Origin of the sequence: Rhodococcus zopfii NBRC 100606 = JCM 9919 (genome assembly GCF_001895025.1) — a bacterium.
Classification (GTDB): Bacteria; Actinomycetota; Actinomycetes; order Mycobacteriales; family Mycobacteriaceae; genus Rhodococcus; species Rhodococcus zopfii.
Genome location: NZ_BCXI01000020.1, coordinates 59,478 through 74,373 on the forward strand (window position 1 = coordinate 59,478; position 14,896 = coordinate 74,373).

At 69.6% G+C, this 14,896-nt stretch carries 16 protein-coding genes; 10 read left to right on the top strand and 6 right to left on the bottom strand.

Features of this window, described 5'->3' with window-relative positions:
* Positions 1-2: 2 nt before the first annotated feature.
* Positions 3-278, top strand: coding sequence for an acyl carrier protein (locus RZ1_RS15135; RefSeq protein ID WP_072813093.1), 276 nt, complete (start codon positions 3-5; stop codon positions 276-278).
* 106 nt (positions 279-384) lie between these two features.
* Here the strand turns inward: RZ1_RS15135 and RZ1_RS15140 are convergent, their stop codons facing one another.
* Complete coding sequence (locus RZ1_RS15140; RefSeq protein WP_072813094.1) at positions 385-870, bottom strand: MarR family winged helix-turn-helix transcriptional regulator; 486 nt, start codon at positions 868-870, stop codon at positions 385-387.
* A gap of 80 nt (positions 871-950) precedes the next feature.
* Positions 951-1,889 carry a universal stress protein gene (locus RZ1_RS15145; protein WP_072813095.1) on the bottom strand — a complete coding sequence of 313 codons (939 nt, stop codon included), beginning with the start codon at positions 1,887-1,889 and terminating at the stop codon, positions 951-953.
* Between the two features lie 91 nt (positions 1,890-1,980).
* Here RZ1_RS15145 and RZ1_RS15150 point away from each other — a divergent pair, with 91 nt between their 5' ends.
* Entirely contained in the window at positions 1,981-3,648 is a 1,668-nt protein-coding gene (locus RZ1_RS15150) for an SLC13 family permease (RefSeq protein ID WP_072813096.1), read from the top strand.
* Between the two features lie 332 nt (positions 3,649-3,980).
* On the opposite strand, the gene RZ1_RS15155 is transcribed toward RZ1_RS15150, so the two are convergent.
* The 3 genes from RZ1_RS15155 to RZ1_RS15165 are packed head-to-tail and all read right to left on the bottom strand — an operon-like array spanning position 3,981 to position 5,689.
* Positions 3,981-4,217: a thioredoxin family protein gene (locus tag RZ1_RS15155; protein WP_072813097.1), complete on the bottom strand. Its 237-nt coding sequence runs from the start codon at positions 4,215-4,217 to the stop codon at positions 3,981-3,983.
* Positions 4,218-4,253: 36 nt separating this feature from the next.
* Positions 4,254-5,321 carry a permease gene (locus RZ1_RS15160; protein WP_083583714.1) on the bottom strand — a complete coding sequence of 356 codons (1,068 nt, stop codon included), beginning with the start codon at positions 5,319-5,321 and terminating at the stop codon, positions 4,254-4,256.
* Between the two features lie 23 nt (positions 5,322-5,344).
* Positions 5,345-5,689 carry an ArsR/SmtB family transcription factor gene (locus RZ1_RS15165; protein WP_072813098.1) on the bottom strand — a complete coding sequence of 115 codons (345 nt, stop codon included), beginning with the start codon at positions 5,687-5,689 and terminating at the stop codon, positions 5,345-5,347.
* A gap of 471 nt (positions 5,690-6,160) precedes the next feature.
* Between RZ1_RS15165 and RZ1_RS15170 the strand changes: the two genes are divergently transcribed.
* Positions 6,161-6,928 carry a dioxygenase family protein gene (locus tag RZ1_RS15170; protein ID WP_072813100.1) on the top strand — a complete coding sequence of 256 codons (768 nt, stop codon included), beginning with the start codon at positions 6,161-6,163 and terminating at the stop codon, positions 6,926-6,928.
* Positions 6,929-6,935: 7 nt separating this feature from the next.
* On the opposite strand, the gene RZ1_RS15175 is transcribed toward RZ1_RS15170, so the two are convergent.
* A complete protein-coding gene (locus tag RZ1_RS15175) occupies positions 6,936-7,391 on the bottom strand; it encodes a peroxiredoxin (protein WP_072813102.1) in 456 nt (151 codons plus the stop codon).
* A gap of 57 nt (positions 7,392-7,448) precedes the next feature.
* On the opposite strand from RZ1_RS15175, the gene RZ1_RS15180 reads away from it, so the two are divergent.
* The 7 genes from RZ1_RS15180 (at position 7,449) to RZ1_RS15210 (ending at position 14,761) form a co-directional block, all read left to right on the top strand.
* Positions 7,449-9,026 (top strand): anthranilate synthase component I, encoded by a 1,578-nt coding sequence (locus RZ1_RS15180; protein WP_072813104.1) that lies wholly within the window; start codon positions 7,449-7,451, stop codon positions 9,024-9,026.
* The gene (locus tag RZ1_RS15185; protein ID WP_139281855.1) at positions 9,017-9,727 is read left to right on the top strand and encodes a TIGR02234 family membrane protein; all 711 of its coding nucleotides are present in this window, start codon (positions 9,017-9,019) and stop codon (positions 9,725-9,727) included. Before RZ1_RS15180 ends, RZ1_RS15185 begins: the two co-directional genes overlap by 10 nt.
* 89 nt (positions 9,728-9,816) lie before the next feature.
* Positions 9,817-10,626: an indole-3-glycerol phosphate synthase TrpC gene (gene trpC, locus RZ1_RS15190; protein ID WP_072813108.1), complete on the top strand. Its 810-nt coding sequence runs from the start codon at positions 9,817-9,819 to the stop codon at positions 10,624-10,626.
* Between the two features lie 223 nt (positions 10,627-10,849).
* Positions 10,850-12,100, top strand: coding sequence for a tryptophan synthase subunit beta (gene trpB, locus RZ1_RS15195; RefSeq protein ID WP_072813109.1), 1,251 nt, complete (start codon positions 10,850-10,852; stop codon positions 12,098-12,100).
* Positions 12,097-12,900, top strand: coding sequence for a tryptophan synthase subunit alpha (gene trpA, locus RZ1_RS15200; RefSeq protein ID WP_072813111.1), 804 nt, complete (start codon positions 12,097-12,099; stop codon positions 12,898-12,900). Before trpB ends, trpA begins: the two co-directional genes overlap by 4 nt.
* Positions 12,897-13,913: a prolipoprotein diacylglyceryl transferase gene (gene lgt, locus RZ1_RS15205; protein WP_072813113.1), complete on the top strand. Its 1,017-nt coding sequence runs from the start codon at positions 12,897-12,899 to the stop codon at positions 13,911-13,913. The genes trpA and lgt overlap by 4 nt, the downstream gene beginning before the upstream one ends.
* A gap of 77 nt (positions 13,914-13,990) precedes the next feature.
* Entirely contained in the window at positions 13,991-14,761 is a 771-nt protein-coding gene (locus RZ1_RS15210; protein WP_083583715.1) for an NINE protein, read from the top strand.
* Positions 14,762-14,896 lie beyond the last annotated feature (135 nt).

Consider the following 14,896-nt stretch of genomic DNA (forward strand, 5'->3'; position numbering starts at 1 on the left):
ACATGACCACCGACGAGACCGGCACAGGTACCGGCCATGACGACATCAGAGCTGCCGTGATCGCGGCGATCACCGAAATCGCCCCAGAGGTCGAGGACCTCGAGCTCGCCGGGGATGTACCGCTGCGGCGGCAGGTCGATCTCGACTCCATGGACTGGTTGAACGTGCTCATCGCCCTACGCTCGGCGCTCGGGGTGGACATCCCCGAATCGGACTATGCCCGCCTCGCCACATTGGACGATCTCGTCACCTATCTGGCCGAGCGGCTCGGCCGGTGACCGCAGGCGACCGGTGAACCGAGGATCTTCGGCTGTCCGGCACCGACCGCACCTCCGTGCGCCCTGTCCCGGCGGGCATGCTCCCCAGTAAGGGCTGCCGTCCCGGTCAGGCTCGGCCGATGCCCGCGGCGAGACCCTTGTCGAGCTGCGCAACCAGCACAGCACCGATCTCGGCGAGCGCGCGTACCTGCTCGTCGTCCAGCCCGTCGAACACCAGCCGTTGCACGGTCTCGACGTGGGCGGGAGCCGCCTCGGCGACCTTCGCGTAACCGGCGTCGGTGAGCACCGCGAAGGAGCCGCGGCTATCGGGGATCGGCTCGCGGTACACCCAGCCGCGTTTGCCGAGGCGGGTGATCACATGGGACAGGCGCGACAGTGACGCATTCGCCGATTCCGCGAGGACGGACAACTGTGCACGCCGGTCCGGTGCCTCCGACAGCAGCGCGAGGGTGAAGTACTCGAAGTGCGTCAGATCCGAGTCGCGCTGCGTCTGGGTGTCGAGAGCGGCGGGCAACCGGGTGATCACCGACACCAGCGTGCGCCAGGCGGCCTGCTGGTTCGCGTCGAGCCACCGGGGACTGTCGCTGCCCATGGATGTGTCCTCGCTTCCGTCGAATCTTCCGTCCAGCCTGCCAAAGGGCCGTCCATCGCCGGCGACGGGCCACACGCCGATCAACTCGGGTCGGTCTCGTCTCCACGGCAGATCATCACGGGCCGCGTCGCGCGGTGCAGCAGGTTCTGACTCGTCGAACCGAGCAGGGCGCCGGCGATGCGGCCCCGGCCGCGGCTGCCGACGACCGCGAGCTGGGCGTCGTCGAGCACTCGCAGCAGCTCGCGCGCCGCGGATCCGCGCGAGGACACCTCCTCGACCGGCACGTCGGGAAAGCGTTGCCGGTACGGCGCGAGGATCTCGCTCAGTTTCGTCGCTTCCTCCCGGGCCACGGCATCCCAGTCGACGAGCATCGCTGCCGGACCCGCTATCGGCGTCGAATCGGGGGTGACGGCATCGACCGGGAACTCGTCGGTCCAGGTGCGGACCGCGGTGACGGGTGCATCCGTCAACGCGGCGAAGCCGAATGCGGACTCGGTCGCGACCGCGGATGCCGGGCTGCCGTCGACACCGACGACGATCGGGCGGGTGTCGAGCGGCGGATCGGCCGGGTCGCCGCGCCACACCACGACCGGGCGGTGCGCGCGGCCGACCACTCGGGAGGCGGTGGAACCGACCAGCCACCGCTCGACCGACCCGCGACCGGTCGCGCCGACCACGATCAGTGATGCGTCCTGCGCGGCGTCGAGCAGGGTGGCCGCGGGTGCCGCCTCCTCGTCGAGAAGCGTTGTCAGACGGACATCCGGTGATTCCTGGCGGATTGCGGCGACCGCGTCGGAGAGCACGCGCGTGCCGGCCTCCGACAGGCTGTCGGTGAGCTGTTGGGTGAGCGTCGGGTCGCCGATGCCGGGCAGGCGCGTGGGATGCTGCGTCGAATACACCAGTTGCAGCGTGCGGCCGAGTTTCCCGGCGACCGCGGCGGCCCACTTCGCGGCACCGAGCGACGTGTCGGATCCGTCGATTCCGACCACGATGTGGGTGCCGGTGTTCAGGAATGTCATGCCGTCCTCGCCTTCGGCCGGTGGTCAGCTGTCGTGCGGACATGCCGCGGCGGTCGAACGGGCTGCGACACGAGTTGAGACTATCTCCCGCATGGCTCTGATCGCGGCGTTGATTGTGGTGACGACCCTCGTCGTGATGACGACCGGGAAAGCCCCGGCGGTTCTGGCGCTGGCGACGGCGCTGGTGGTCGCGGGTCTGGCCGGGATCGCGACTCCGGCCGAACTGTTCGCCGGATTGAGCAACAGCGGCGTCATCACGATCGCGGCGATGCTCGTCATCGCGAAGGGCGTCCTGCGGACCGGGGCGGTCTCCCGTGTCACGCACCTGCTGCTGTCGGGGGTCCGCACCTCGGGGCAGGTGCTGCGCCGGTTGATTCCGTCGGTCGGCGTCGTGTCGGCGCTGATCAACACCACGCCGATCGTGGCGATGCTGATCCCCGCCACGAAGGAACTCGAGCAGCGATCCCGGATACCGGCGCGCGGAATTCTGCTGCCGGTCGCGCACGCGACGACCCTGGCGGGTTCGGCGACGCTGATCGGGACCAGCTCGAACCTGCTGATCGCCGGTCTCGCGGAACCGGCCGGGGTGCGGGTGACGATGTTCTCGTTCGCGCCGATCGCGGTGCCGGTGGCCGTCGTCGGCTGGCTGGTGCTGACCGTCACCGCACCGCTGCTGCTCGGAGGCCGGATCGACGAGAGCGAACGGGTCCTGTCGTGGCAGGCGGAGATCCCGATCTCGGATCGTGGACTCGCGGTGGGCCGCACCGCATCCCGGCTCGACGTCCGATCCACGGCGGAGTTCGAACTCGTGGAGATCCGCCGCTGGGGCGATCCCGAGGATGTCGACAGCGTGCTCGAGCCGGGTGATGTGCTCGTGTACCGCGCGACGGAGGCCGGTGTCCGGATGTTGTGGGCGAACCCGGTCTTCGGGCTTGTCCCGCAACGGCTGTTCCGGGTGGCCATCGCGACCAACGAGGGCCGATCGGTGCGGGACCTCGAGGAGCACGAGGACATCGTCGTCGTCGCCGCGCAGACCGACCGGCTCCTGCGCGACGCTCCGGCTCAACCCGGCGCGCTGTGTCTGGTCACCGCGGATTCGGCCGACGCGCTCGGGGACAACTCGCTGGTGGCGTTGTGGCGGGAACTGTCCGGTAAGGCCCCGCAGACCGCGAAGACGTGGATCGCCGCGAGCATCCTCGCCGGCACGATCGCCGCGGCGTCGTCGGGCGTGCTCGCGGTCGAGCTCGTCGCGGTCGCCGGTGCCGTCCTGATGGTGCTGACCGGGGTGCTGACGCCGAGATCGGCTGTGCGTGCGCTGAACTGGAACATCCTCGCGATCATCGCCGGATCGGTGGGGCTGGGCACGATCGTGGTGCGCAGCGGCCTCGGTGACTACCTCGCCGACGCGGTCCTGGCCCTGGCCCGCGGCAATGTCGCGCTGATCGTGCTGGTGTTCGTCGTCGGCACCACGCTGTTGACGAACGTGGTGACCAACGCCGCCGCCGCGGCCATTCTGACGCCGATCGCCCTGCAGATCGCCGCGTCCGCGGAACTGGACCCGGTGCTGCTGCTCACACTGATCGGCACGTGCATCTCGTTCACGTTCCTCAACCCGTACAGCCATCAGACGAATCTCATGGTGCTGCGTCCGGGCGGGTACTCGACGCGGACGTTCGTGCGGTTCGGGATTCCGCTGACCGTCGTGGTTGCCGCGTCCGCGGTGGGGGTCGGGTGGGCGATGCTCACCTTCGTCGGCTGAGCCCGATAGGCCATGAGCTCCATGCCGGTGGTGACCGCCAACGCACCCGTCCCGCCCACGGCCCCACTGTCGGCGCCCCCGCCACGCAACACCATATTCGGGGCGAGTGCAGAATTCGAGACGCAACCTCATTCGTGAATGCGCCCAGGGCGGTCTCACCGCGGTCGTATCGGCGGCCGGGTCCCGGAAGGTGAAGCGACGATGTAGCGGATCGATCACTTGGAGGTTTCCAGGGATCCCCGCAACTCCTGAACCCAGGGCGATGCGAGGACCGCTGGAACCCGCCATCCGGGGCCGGGCGTGGTGTGCCGGCATGCGGAAGTGCCCGGGACTTACTTTCCGGAGATCAGTCGGGCGATTTCCTCCGCTTTGGGGACCCGGCCGGCGAGCACGACCTCCTCGTCGACGACCAGGCCCGGGGTGCTCATGATGCCGTAGGCGGCGATCTGGGAGTAGTCGGTGACCTTCTCGATGTCGGCGTCGATGCCGAGAGAGTCGATGGCCTTCCGGGTCTGCTTCTCGAGTTTGGTGCAGTTGGCACAGCCGGGGCCGAGGATCTTGATGTGCATGATGGAAGTCCTTTTCTCTGTGGCAGGGGCCTGGGATCAGGCGTAGATGAAGTTGAAGAGGTAACCGACGATGATGATGCCGACGGTGACCGAACCGAAGAACAAGGCCAGCAGCTGGGGTTTGAGGACCCGGCGGAGCAAGATGCCCTCCGGGATCGAAAGCGCGATCGATGCCATCATCAGGGCCATGACCGTGCCCAGGGGAGTGCCCTTGGCCCACAGTGCCTCGCCGATGGGGACTACTCCGCCGCCGTTGACGTACAACGGCACGCCGAACAGGGTGGCCAGCGGCACGCCGAACGGGTTGTCTGCCCCGGCGTAGCGGGCGAAGAAGTCGGCCGGCACCCATCCGTGGATGGCAGCACCGATGGCCACGCCGACGATGACCCATTTCCACACCTTGGTGAAGATGTCCCTCACTTCCACCACCGCAGCGTCGACACGCTCCTGGAGGGTGGGAGCGTGGCCTTCGGCGCGCAGCTGGGCGATTTTGGTGTCGAAGACGTACGGCTCGACCCACTTGTCGAGGTCGAAGCGGCTGAGGATCGCACCGATGACGATTGCGATGAGCGACCCGGCAATCAGATAGGCCCCGGCCACGCCCCACCCGAAGTGATCGCCGATGAGGATGGCGGCCGTCTCGCTGACCAGCGGGGAGGCGATGAGGAAGGTGAGCGTGATGGACAGCGGGATTCCGGCGGCCACGAAACCGATGAACAGTGGGATGGACGAGCAGCTGCAGAACGGGGTGATCACGCCGAGCACGACCGCCAGGACGAGGCCGACGACCAGCCCGCGGCCCTCGAGGAAGGTGCGCGCCTTGTGGAGGTCCATGCTGGCCCGGAGCATGCCGATGGCAAACATCAGCCCGGTCAGGAGCAGCAGGATCTTGACGGTGTCGTAGCTGAAGAAGTGCAGGGAGGAACCCAGCCGTGCGTTCAGGTCCAGCCCGATCGCATCGCCGTAGAGCCAGTCCCAGAATGGCTTGTTGCCCATATACAGGACCACCCAGGCTGCGGCGGCGCTCAGCAGCTTCAGCCACAACACGCCGTTGCGAGCCAGCGCGGGGGGCGGGCGAAGTTGCCTGCCTTGAAGATTGGGCATGACGCGTGTCCCTTCGGTGTCGTCTAGCGCTCGGGTACCGGGGTTTTCTCCGCCGGTGAGCGGTCGACCGAAGGGAGTGTGTCGCGCAGCCTGTCCAGGGCGTCGGGAAGCAGGTAGTAGTCCACCCACCGCCCGCGTCGTTTGCTGGTGACCAGCTCGGCGTCCCGCAGCACCTTCAGGTGATAGCTGAGCAGATTGTCCGGGATCGGCGGTGAGGTCTGCAGGTCGCATACGCACGCGCATTCCCGTTGGGCCAGCTGATGAATCAAGCCCAGCCGGACGGGGTCGGCGACCGCGCCGAGCAGCGCGGCGGACTCGCCGAGGGCCTCGCCGGTCGGGGTCATTTCAAATTTTCTTGATTCAGTCATATTTGAATTGTATGCATCGCCAAACGGGCCGGTCAATCATCTCCGCCCACTGTCGGCACGGTCACACGTCGGCGGCCGGCGGGAGCCCGGTGCAGCAGGACGGGTTCACGCGAGTGTGGGCCGAAACCCCGTGGCTCACACGATGACATCGACGGGCTGCACCTGTGATCGCCCAGGCGATGCCGTCGCGGGTGAGTCGGCCGAGCATCGGCGGTGCTTGTGGGACGCCGCGATCGCGGGCTTCTCGCACCTCGGGCGCCACCACGATGTCGCGGAGTGACGCCGCCTGCCGGGGTCGGGTGCCGGGCGTCGGTCTCTTCTGTGCGTGAGCACGTCCGCGTGGGGCACGGGCTTCGACGTGCCCGCCTATCGGCACGCTCGAACCGATGCCGACGGGAATGAACTTGGCGAACCGCCCGTTGCACGCCTATGATAGTTGAAGCTTCAACTTAAAGGAGTGTCATGAGCCTTATGCCCGCCCTGTTCCTGAGCCACGGCGCCCCGCCCCTCGTCGACAGCGAACTGTGGGTGTCACAGCTGCAGCGCTGGGCGGCGGATCTGCCGCGACCCACCGCGATCCTCGTGGTGTCCGCGCATTGGGAATCGGCGCCGCTCGCCATCGGCGCCACCACCACCGGCACCCCGCTCGTCTACGACTTCGGTGGTTTCCCGCAACGCTTCTACGAGGTCACCTACACCTCGCCCGGCGCACCCGGTCTCGCCCGCCAGGTCGCCGCGCTGATGCCCGACAACGAGCCGGTCGTACAGCAGCCGCACCGCGGCCTCGACCACGGCGCCTATGTGCCGCTGACCGTGATGTACCCCGACGCGGACATCCCGGTGCTGCAGATCTCGCTGCCCACCCTCGATCCCCGGCGGCTGCTGCACCTCGGCGAGCGGCTGCGGCCGCTGCGCGAGCAGGGCGTGCTCATCATCGGTTCCGGCTTCACCACCCACGGCCTGCCGTTCCTGCGCGACCCGCGACCCGAGGCGGCCGCACCCGGCTGGTCCGCCGAGTTCGACGCCTGGGCCGGGGAACGGTTCGCCGCCGGCGACATCGAGGCGCTGCTCGACTTCCGCACCCGCGCACCCGGCATGCCGTACGCCCACCCGACCGTCGAGCACTTCGCGCCGCTGTTCGTCACGCTCGGCGCCTCCAACGACCCCGAGCAGACCGCAAAGCAGGTCATCGACGGATTTTGGATGGGTCTGGCGAAACGCTCGATCCAGGTCGACTGACCCACCGTCAGCGGGCGCGCAGCGCGTCGAGCGCGCGGTCCGCGTGCACCGACGCGCGCAGTTCGCTCGCGATCACGTCGAGGATGCGGCGATCGGTGTCGATCACGAACGTCGTGCGCTTGACGGGGGAGAGCCTCCCGAGCAGCCCGCGCCGCACCCCGTACGCCTCGGCGGCGACGCCGTCCGGGTCCGACAGCAACGGAAAGCCGAACGCCTGCCGCGTCGCCCACGATGCGAGCCGGTCCACCGGATCCGCGCTGATCCCGACACGCGTCGCGCCGACCGAGGCGAACTCCGCTGCCAGATCCCGGAAGTGGCACGCCTCCGCGGTGCACACCGGCGTGAACGCCGCCGGATAGAAGAACAGCACCAGCGGGCCGCTCGCGAGCAACTCGTCGAGCGACCGCAGTCCGCCGTCCTGATCGCGCAGGGAAAAGTCGGGGGCGGTGTCACCGGGTCTCATGCCCGGCGACGCTACCGCGCCCGCAGCCGTCACGGCAGTCCCTGGGATGATGGGCGCATGTCCGGCGAGCCGACCACCATTCCCGCAGCCAGCGACCCGTCCGCGCACGGTCGATCCGATACCACCACCCGCGAGGAGTTCCGGCTACTCGCGGCCGAGCACCGCGTCGTCCCCGTCACCCGCAAGGTGCTTGCCGACGCCGAGACGCCGCTGTCGGCGTACCGCAAGCTCGCCGCCGACCGGCCCGGAACGTTCCTGCTCGAATCCGCCGAGAACGGCCGCTCGTGGTCGCGCTGGTCGTTCATCGGCGCCGGCAGCCCCGCCGCGCTCACCGTCGTCGACGGCGAAGCCGCCTGGTACGGCAACGTCCCCGCCGGCGCCCCCCAGGGCGGCAACCCCCTCGATGTCCTGCACGAAACCCTGCGGCTCCTGCACACCGAGCGCCTGCACGGCCTGCCGCCGCTGACCAGCGGCATGGTCGGCTACCTCGGCTACGACATCGTCCGACGTCTCGAGAAGCTGCCCTCGATCGCCGACGACGACCTGCAGATCCCCGAACTCGTCATGCTCCTCGCGACCGATCTCGCGGCCGTCGATCACCACGAGGGCACGATCTGGCTCATCGCCAACGCGGTCAACTGGGACGGCTCCGACGAACGCGTCGACGAGGCCTACGACGACGCGGTCGCGCGGCTCGACCGGATGACCGCCGCGCTCGCTGCCCCCGCCCGATCCACCGTCTCGACGTTCGCGAAGCCCGCCCCCGATTACCGGCGGCAGCGAACCACCGAGGGCTTCGGCGCCGACGTCCGCAAGCTCATCGGTGACATCGAGGCCGGCGAAGCGTTCCAGGTGGTGCTCTCGCAGCGTTTCGAAATCGACTGTCCCGCAGCACCGATCGACGTGTATCGGATGCTCCGCGCGTCGAATCCGAGCCCGTACATGTTTCTGCTGCACATTCCCGGCCCGGACGGGCAGACTGCCTTCTCCATCGTCGGGTCGAGTCCCGAAGCGCTGGTCACCGTCTCCGACGGCATCGCGACCACCCACCCGATCGCCGGAACCCGGTGGCGCGGCACCAGCGAAGAGGAGGACGTCCTGCTCGAGAAGGACCTCATCCACGACGAGAAGGAGAACGCCGAGCACCTCATGCTTGTCGACCTCGGCCGCAACGACCTCGGGCGCGTGTGCGAGCCGGGCACCGTGAAGGTGCACGACTACCGGCACATCGAGCGGTACAGCCACGTGATGCACCTGGTCTCGACCGTCACCGGGCGCCTCGCCGACGGCAAGCACGCCCTCGACGCCGTCACCGCGTGCTTCCCGGCCGGCACCCTGTCCGGGGCGCCGAAGGTCCGTGCGATGGAACTCATCGAGGAACTCGAACCCACCCGTCGCGGCATCTACGGTGGCATCGTCGGCTACCTGGACTTCGCCGGCGACGCAGACACCGCCATCGCCATCCGCTCCGCGCTCGTCAAGGACGGTGTCGCGTACGTCCAGGCCGGTGCCGGTGTCGTCGCCGACTCCGACCCGGTCTACGAGGACACCGAGGCCCGTAACAAGGCCATGTCCGCGCTGTCCGCCGTCGCCGCCGCCGGCACTCTGATCCCCTACGGCGGTGAGTGGAAGTGACCGACCCCGTCGCATCCGAACCCGCCGCGGCGCGCCGTGGCCCGGCCGTCGTGGCCGCTCTGCTGCTCGGCATCGCCGCGCTCGCGTTGTGGGCGTCGAGCCGGATGACATGGGTGACCGCCTACTCCTCCGACGGGCTGGGGGAAGACCGCACCCTCACCCTCGACGGCGGGACGTGGGCCGCCTCGCTGACGCCGCTCGCGCTCGTGCTCGTCGCCGCTGTCGCCGCCGCGTTCGCGGTGCGCGGCTGGGCGCTGCGGATCGTCGCGGCCGCGGTCGCGGCCGTCGGGATCGTCGCCGCGGTACCGGCGGTCGGATTGCTCAGTGGCGGAGCCGATCCCGAGGACGCGGCCCGCATCGCGGACCTGCCGGCGCGCGCGACCGTCACCGCCACCGACATCGCGTACGGACCGGCGGTGCTCACCCTGGCGGGTGCGGTCGCGGCGCTGGCCGCGGCGGTGGTGTTGTGGCGGACCCCGCGCAGTCAGGCCGGGCTGTCGTCGAAATACGACAGTCCCGCCGCACGCCGGGACGCGGCCGCGCGGCGCGGTGAGGGCGACGAACGTGTCACCGAACGGGCACTGTGGGATGCCCTCGACGCGGGGGAGGACCCGACGCTCGATGCCGATCCTGCCCCGGACGCATCGGGCAACCCGCCCGGCGACACGGAGGGTGACGACGATTCGGGTACCCGCCGCTGACCCCTGTGGAGCGGACCACTAGGCTTCAGGAAACTCCCGATGAGCTTCGTCACAAGGGGATTGACAAGGGTGCGGAAAGGACTCGAGCCATGACAGTTCTCGACTCGATTCTGGAAGGGGTGCGCGCCGACGTCGCCGCCCGGGAGGCGGTTGTCGACTTCGACGCCGTCAAGGCCGCTGCTGCCGCCGCGCCCCCGCCGATCGATGCCAAGGCCGCTCTGCGTGAGCCCGGGATCGCCGTCATCGCCGAGGTCAAGCGCGCCAGCCCGTCGAAGGGCGCGCTCGCCGACATCGCGGATCCGGCCGAGCTCGCCAAGGCGTACGAGGCCGGGGGAGCCCGCGCGATCAGCGTGCTCACCGAGGAGCGCCGCTTCCACGGCAGCCTTGCCGATCTCGACGCGGTCCGTCGCGCCGTGCGGATCCCGGTGCTGCGCAAAGACTTCATCGTCGGTCCGTACCAGATCCACGAGGCTCGCGCCCACGGTGCCGACCTCGTGCTGTTGATCGTCGCGGCGCTCGACCAGCCTGTGCTCACCTCGCTGATCGACCGCGTCGAGTCGCTCGGCATGACCGCGCTCGTCGAGGCGCACACCGAGGAGGAGGCGACCCGCGCCCTCGAGGCCGGTGCGACCGTCATCGGTATCAACGCCCGCAACCTCAAAACCCTCGAGGTCGACAAGGGCACGTTCGCGCGGATCGCGCCGGGCCTGCCCAGCGACGTCGTCAAGATCGCCGAATCCGGTGTGCGCGGCCCGGCGGACCTGCTCGCGTACGCCGGGGCGGGTGCCGACGCGGTGCTCGTCGGCGAGGGTCTCGTGACGAGCGGCGACCCTCGTCAGGCCGTCGCCGAGCTGGTCACCGTGGGCACGCATCCGTCCTGCCCCAAGCCCGCACGCTGACCGGCGGCCCCGGCCCCGCGCCGATCGGATGGGGGCGCTCGGCCGGCTCCGCGCGGACGTCCGCGTCGTCGGCGGATGCCGCAGGGCGCGGACGTGTTCGGCTGCCCGCACGGGCCATCCGGGACGCCGACCCGACGGCGCGCCGGACGCGGTGGTGGGGCAGACTGGACACGTGACTGCAGACGATCCCGTCCTTTCGGCCAAGGGCCGCGGCCTTCCCCACATGAGCGATGCCGTGGCCGTGCCCACCGCGCACGAACCCGACGTGGGGGGACACTTCGGAGTCTTCGGTGGCCGCTATCTTCCCGAGGCGCTCATGGCCGTCATCGAAGAGGTGACCACCGCGTACGAGAAGGAACGCACCGACCCCGGCTTCCTCGCCGAACTCGATCGTCTCCAGCGCGACTACACGGGCCGGCCCTCGCCGGTCTACGAAGCGGCCCGGCTCACCGAATACGCCGGCGGCGCGCGCCTGCTTCTCAAGCGCGAAGACCTCAACCACACCGGCTCCCACAAGATCAACAACGTGCTGGGGCAGGTTCTGCTCGCCAAGCGCATGGGCAAGACCCGCGTCATCGCCGAGACCGGCGCGGGCCAGCACGGCGTCGCCACCGCAACCGCGTGCGCGCTGTTCGGCCTCGAATGCATCGTCTACATGGGTGAGGTCGACACCGAGCGGCAGGCCCTGAACGTGGCGCGGATGCGTCTGCTCGGCGCCGAGGTTGTCGCCGCCACGACCGGTTCCCGCACCCTCAAGGACGCCATCAACGAGGCGATGCGCGACTGGGTCACCAACGCCGACAGCACCTATTACTGCTTCGGTACCGCCGCCGGCCCGCACCCGTTCCCCACGATGGTCCGCGACTTCCAGCGCATCATCGGTCTCGAGGCACGCGCCCAGGTGCAGGCCCTCACCGGTCGCCTTCCCGACGCCGTCGTCGCCTGCGTCGGCGGTGGTTCCAACGCGATCGGCATCTTCCACCCGTTCATCGACGACCCGTCGGTCAAGCTCGTCGGCATCGAAGCCGGCGGCGACGGCGTCGAAACCGGGCGGCACGCGGCGACCATCGGCGGCGGCACGCACGGTGCCCTGCACGGCGCGTACTCGTACCTGCTGCAAGACGAGGACGGCCAGACCATCGAGTCGCACTCGATCTCCGCGGGTCTCGACTATCCCGGTGTGGGACCGGAACATTCGTGGCTCGCCGACACCGGTCGCGCCGAATACCGGTCGGCCACCGACACCGAGGCGATGGACGCGTTCAAGCTGCTGTGCCGCACCGAGGGCATCATCCCCGCGATCGAATCGGCCCACGCGGTCGCGGGGGCGCTGAAGCTTGCCTCCGAACTCGGTGAGGGAGCGATCGTCCTCGTGAACATCTCGGGCCGCGGCGACAAGGACGTCGACACCGCAGCCAAGTGGTTCGGCTACCTGCCCGCCGACAGCACCGACACCGAAGGAGCCGCGCAGTGAGCGCCCCGCACGAACGCCTCACCGAGATCTTCGCGACCTGCCGCGCCGAGAACCGCGCCGCGCTCGTCGGCTACCTGCCCGTCGGCTACCCGACGGTCGAGAAATCCATCGAGGCCGTCACCGCGCTCGTCGAGGGCGGCTGCGACCTCGTCGAGGTCGGCATCCCCTACAGCGATCCCGTCATGGACGGCACCACCATCCAGAACGCCGCCACCGCGGCGCTCGCCGGCGGCGTGCGCGTGCGGGACGTGTTCCCGGCGGTGAAGGCCGTCACCGCCGCCGGCGGCGCCGCCGTCGTCATGACGTACTGGAATCTCGTTATGAAGTACGGCGTCGAGAACTTCGCACGCGACCTCGCCGCCGCGGGCGGGCTCGGCATCATCACCCCCGACCTGATCCCCGACGAGGCCGGCGAGTGGATCGCCGCCTCCGACAAGTACGGGCTCGGCCGGATCTTCCTCGTCGCGCCGTCGTCCACCAACGAGCGGCTCGCGATGACCCTGGACCAGTGCCGCGGCTTCGTGTACGCGACGTCGACGATGGGCGTCACGGGCGCTCGCGACAACGTCGACAACCGGGCACCGGAGCTCGTCGCGCGGGTGCGCGCCCACTCCGACATCCCGATCGGTGTCGGTCTCGGGGTCCGCAACAGCGCGCAGGCGGCGGAGATCGCCGGATACGCGGACGGCGTCATCGTGGGTTCGGCGCTCGTCAGCGCCGCCGGGCAGGGCCGTGACGCACTGCTCGAGCTGACACGCGATCTCGCGAGGGGTGTGCGCTCGGCTACCGTGGCACCGTGACCGACACGACCACGTTCCTCGCGTATCTTCCCTCGCCCCCACAGGGCGTCTGGTATCTCGGGCCGATAGCCCTGCGCGCCTATGCCCTGTGCATCATCGTCGGCATCGTCGTCGCGATCGTGTGGGGCGACCGGCGCTGGGTGGCGCGCGGCGGCGAGAAGGGCACCGTCCTCGATATCGCGGTGTGGGCGGTGCCGTTCGGTCTGATCGGTGGCCGGCTCTACCACGTCGCCACGGACTGGCAGAAGTACTTCGGTGACGGTGCCGATCCGATCGACGCCCTGAAGATCTGGGAGGGCGGCCTCGGGATCTGGGGTGCCGTGGCGTTCGGCGCGGTCGGCGCCTGGATCGGTTGCCGGCGCCGCGGAATCCCGCTGCCCGCGTTCGGCGATGCCCTGGCCCCGGCGATCCTGCTCGCCCAGGCCATCGGCCGGCTCGGTAACTGGTTCAACCAGGAACTGTACGGTCGCGAGACGACGCTGCCGTGGGGCCTCGAGATCTACGAACGCCGCAATGACGCCGGCCAGGTGTCGCCCGGCCTGATCGACGGGGTGTCCACCGGGCAGGTGGCCTCGATCGTGCACCCGACGTTCCTGTACGAACTGCTCTGGAACGTGCTGATCGTCGTGCTGCTCGTCGTCGTCGACCGACGCTTCCGGATCGGGCACGGTCGGCTGTTCGCCCTCTACGTCGCCGGGTACAGCCTGGGCCGGTTCTGGATCGAACTCATGCGCACCGACGCGGCCACCCAGATCGCGGGTATCCGCATCAACTCGTTCACCTCGGCCATCGTGTTCGCCCTCGGGGTCGCGTACTTCGTGTTCGCGCGCAAGGGCCGGGAGGCACCCGAGGAGTTGCGGCCCGCTCGTGCCCGGCCCGCGGCCGCCGAGGACGGCGCGAAGCCGGAGGACGCCGCGAAGCCGGAGGACGCCGCGAAGCCGACGGCAGCCGACGAGAAGGCGGCTGCCCAGCCGGTCGACGAGGTCGGCAAGGCGAAGAACCGCGACCACTAGGCGCGGCCCTGAACCGAACCCGGCGGCCAGCCGCCTGTAAGGTCCAACACACACACCGACGACGAGGGGGATCATTCGTGACTACACCGGATCCGGCTGCTTCGGACCCGAATTCGGGGCGCCCGATCGATTTCGGCAAGGAGACGTCCGGCCCTGCGGAATCGCAGCCGAACTCGAACTTCGGGCTCGAGTTCGACTACGACGCGACCGCGCAGGCGTCGCTGTCGGAGCCGCCGCCGACCTCCGAATCGACCGCCGCGTCCTCGGGCACCGCCGGTCCCGGCTGGGATACCTATTCGGGTGTCGGCAACGGTCCGGGCTGGGGCACCACGCCCAGCTACCCGCCGCCGTCGGATTACTCGTCGGTGCCGCAGCAACCCGCAAACCCGACCGAGCCCGCCGGCCCCGTGTACGGCACGCCGAACCCGCAGTACCCGATGGGCGATCAGTCCGGCTACGGCGCACCCGCAGGATTCGGCGGACCGCCGACCCCTCCGCAGCAGCCGTACGGTGCTGCCCCCGGTTACGGTGCCGCCCCCGGCTACGGGCAGGCTCCGAGTGGAATGCCGGGATACGGCTTCGTGGACCCGTCGGCGCCGTACGGGCGCGATCCGCTCACGGGCGAACCGTACTCGGACAAGTCGAGGTTGACGGCGGGTCTGCTGCAGATCCTCCTCGGTGCGTTCGGCGCCGGCCGGTTCTACCTCAACCAGCCGGGCCTCGCGATCGGGCAGATCGCGGCGACGTGGCTGACCTGTGGTCTGGGCGGAATCTGGCCGCTGATCGACGGGATCATGATGCTCACCGGCAAGGTTCGTGACGAACAAGGCCGGCTCCTGAAACCCTGATCGAGGCGCCCGAACCACCGAGGTGTTCTTCCTGGAAGGCCCGGCTGCGCATGCTCGCGCAGCCGGGCCTTCCGCGCGTAAACTGACGCGACCGGGCACGATCCCCGGGCTTCCCGGGCGGAGCCGATCGGCCCA

What these genes read in the sequence shown, in the direction of transcription:
- RZ1_RS15135 (WP_072813093.1), top strand. Translation starts at nt 3, where the DNA reads ATGACCACCGACGAGACCGGCACAGGTACCGGCCATGACGACATCAGA.
- RZ1_RS15140 (WP_072813094.1), bottom strand. Translation starts at nt 870, where the DNA reads ATGGGCAGCGACAGTCCCCGGTGGCTCGACGCGAACCAGCAGGCCGCC.
- RZ1_RS15145 (WP_072813095.1), bottom strand. Translation starts at nt 1,889, where the DNA reads ATGACATTCCTGAACACCGGCACCCACATCGTGGTCGGAATCGACGGA.
- RZ1_RS15150 (WP_072813096.1), top strand. Translation starts at nt 1,981, where the DNA reads ATGGCTCTGATCGCGGCGTTGATTGTGGTGACGACCCTCGTCGTGATG.
- RZ1_RS15155 (WP_072813097.1), bottom strand. Translation starts at nt 4,217, where the DNA reads ATGCACATCAAGATCCTCGGCCCCGGCTGTGCCAACTGCACCAAACTC.
- RZ1_RS15160 (WP_083583714.1), bottom strand. Translation starts at nt 5,321, where the DNA reads ATGCCCAATCTTCAAGGCAGGCAACTTCGCCCGCCCCCCGCGCTGGCT.
- RZ1_RS15165 (WP_072813098.1), bottom strand. Translation starts at nt 5,689, where the DNA reads ATGACTGAATCAAGAAAATTTGAAATGACCCCGACCGGCGAGGCCCTC.
- RZ1_RS15170 (WP_072813100.1), top strand. Translation starts at nt 6,161, where the DNA reads ATGCCCGCCCTGTTCCTGAGCCACGGCGCCCCGCCCCTCGTCGACAGC.
- RZ1_RS15175 (WP_072813102.1), bottom strand. Translation starts at nt 7,391, where the DNA reads ATGAGACCCGGTGACACCGCCCCCGACTTTTCCCTGCGCGATCAGGAC.
- RZ1_RS15180 (WP_072813104.1), top strand. Translation starts at nt 7,449, where the DNA reads ATGTCCGGCGAGCCGACCACCATTCCCGCAGCCAGCGACCCGTCCGCG.
- trpC (WP_072813108.1), top strand. Translation starts at nt 9,817, where the DNA reads ATGACAGTTCTCGACTCGATTCTGGAAGGGGTGCGCGCCGACGTCGCC.
- trpB (WP_072813109.1), top strand. Translation starts at nt 10,850, where the DNA reads ATGAGCGATGCCGTGGCCGTGCCCACCGCGCACGAACCCGACGTGGGG.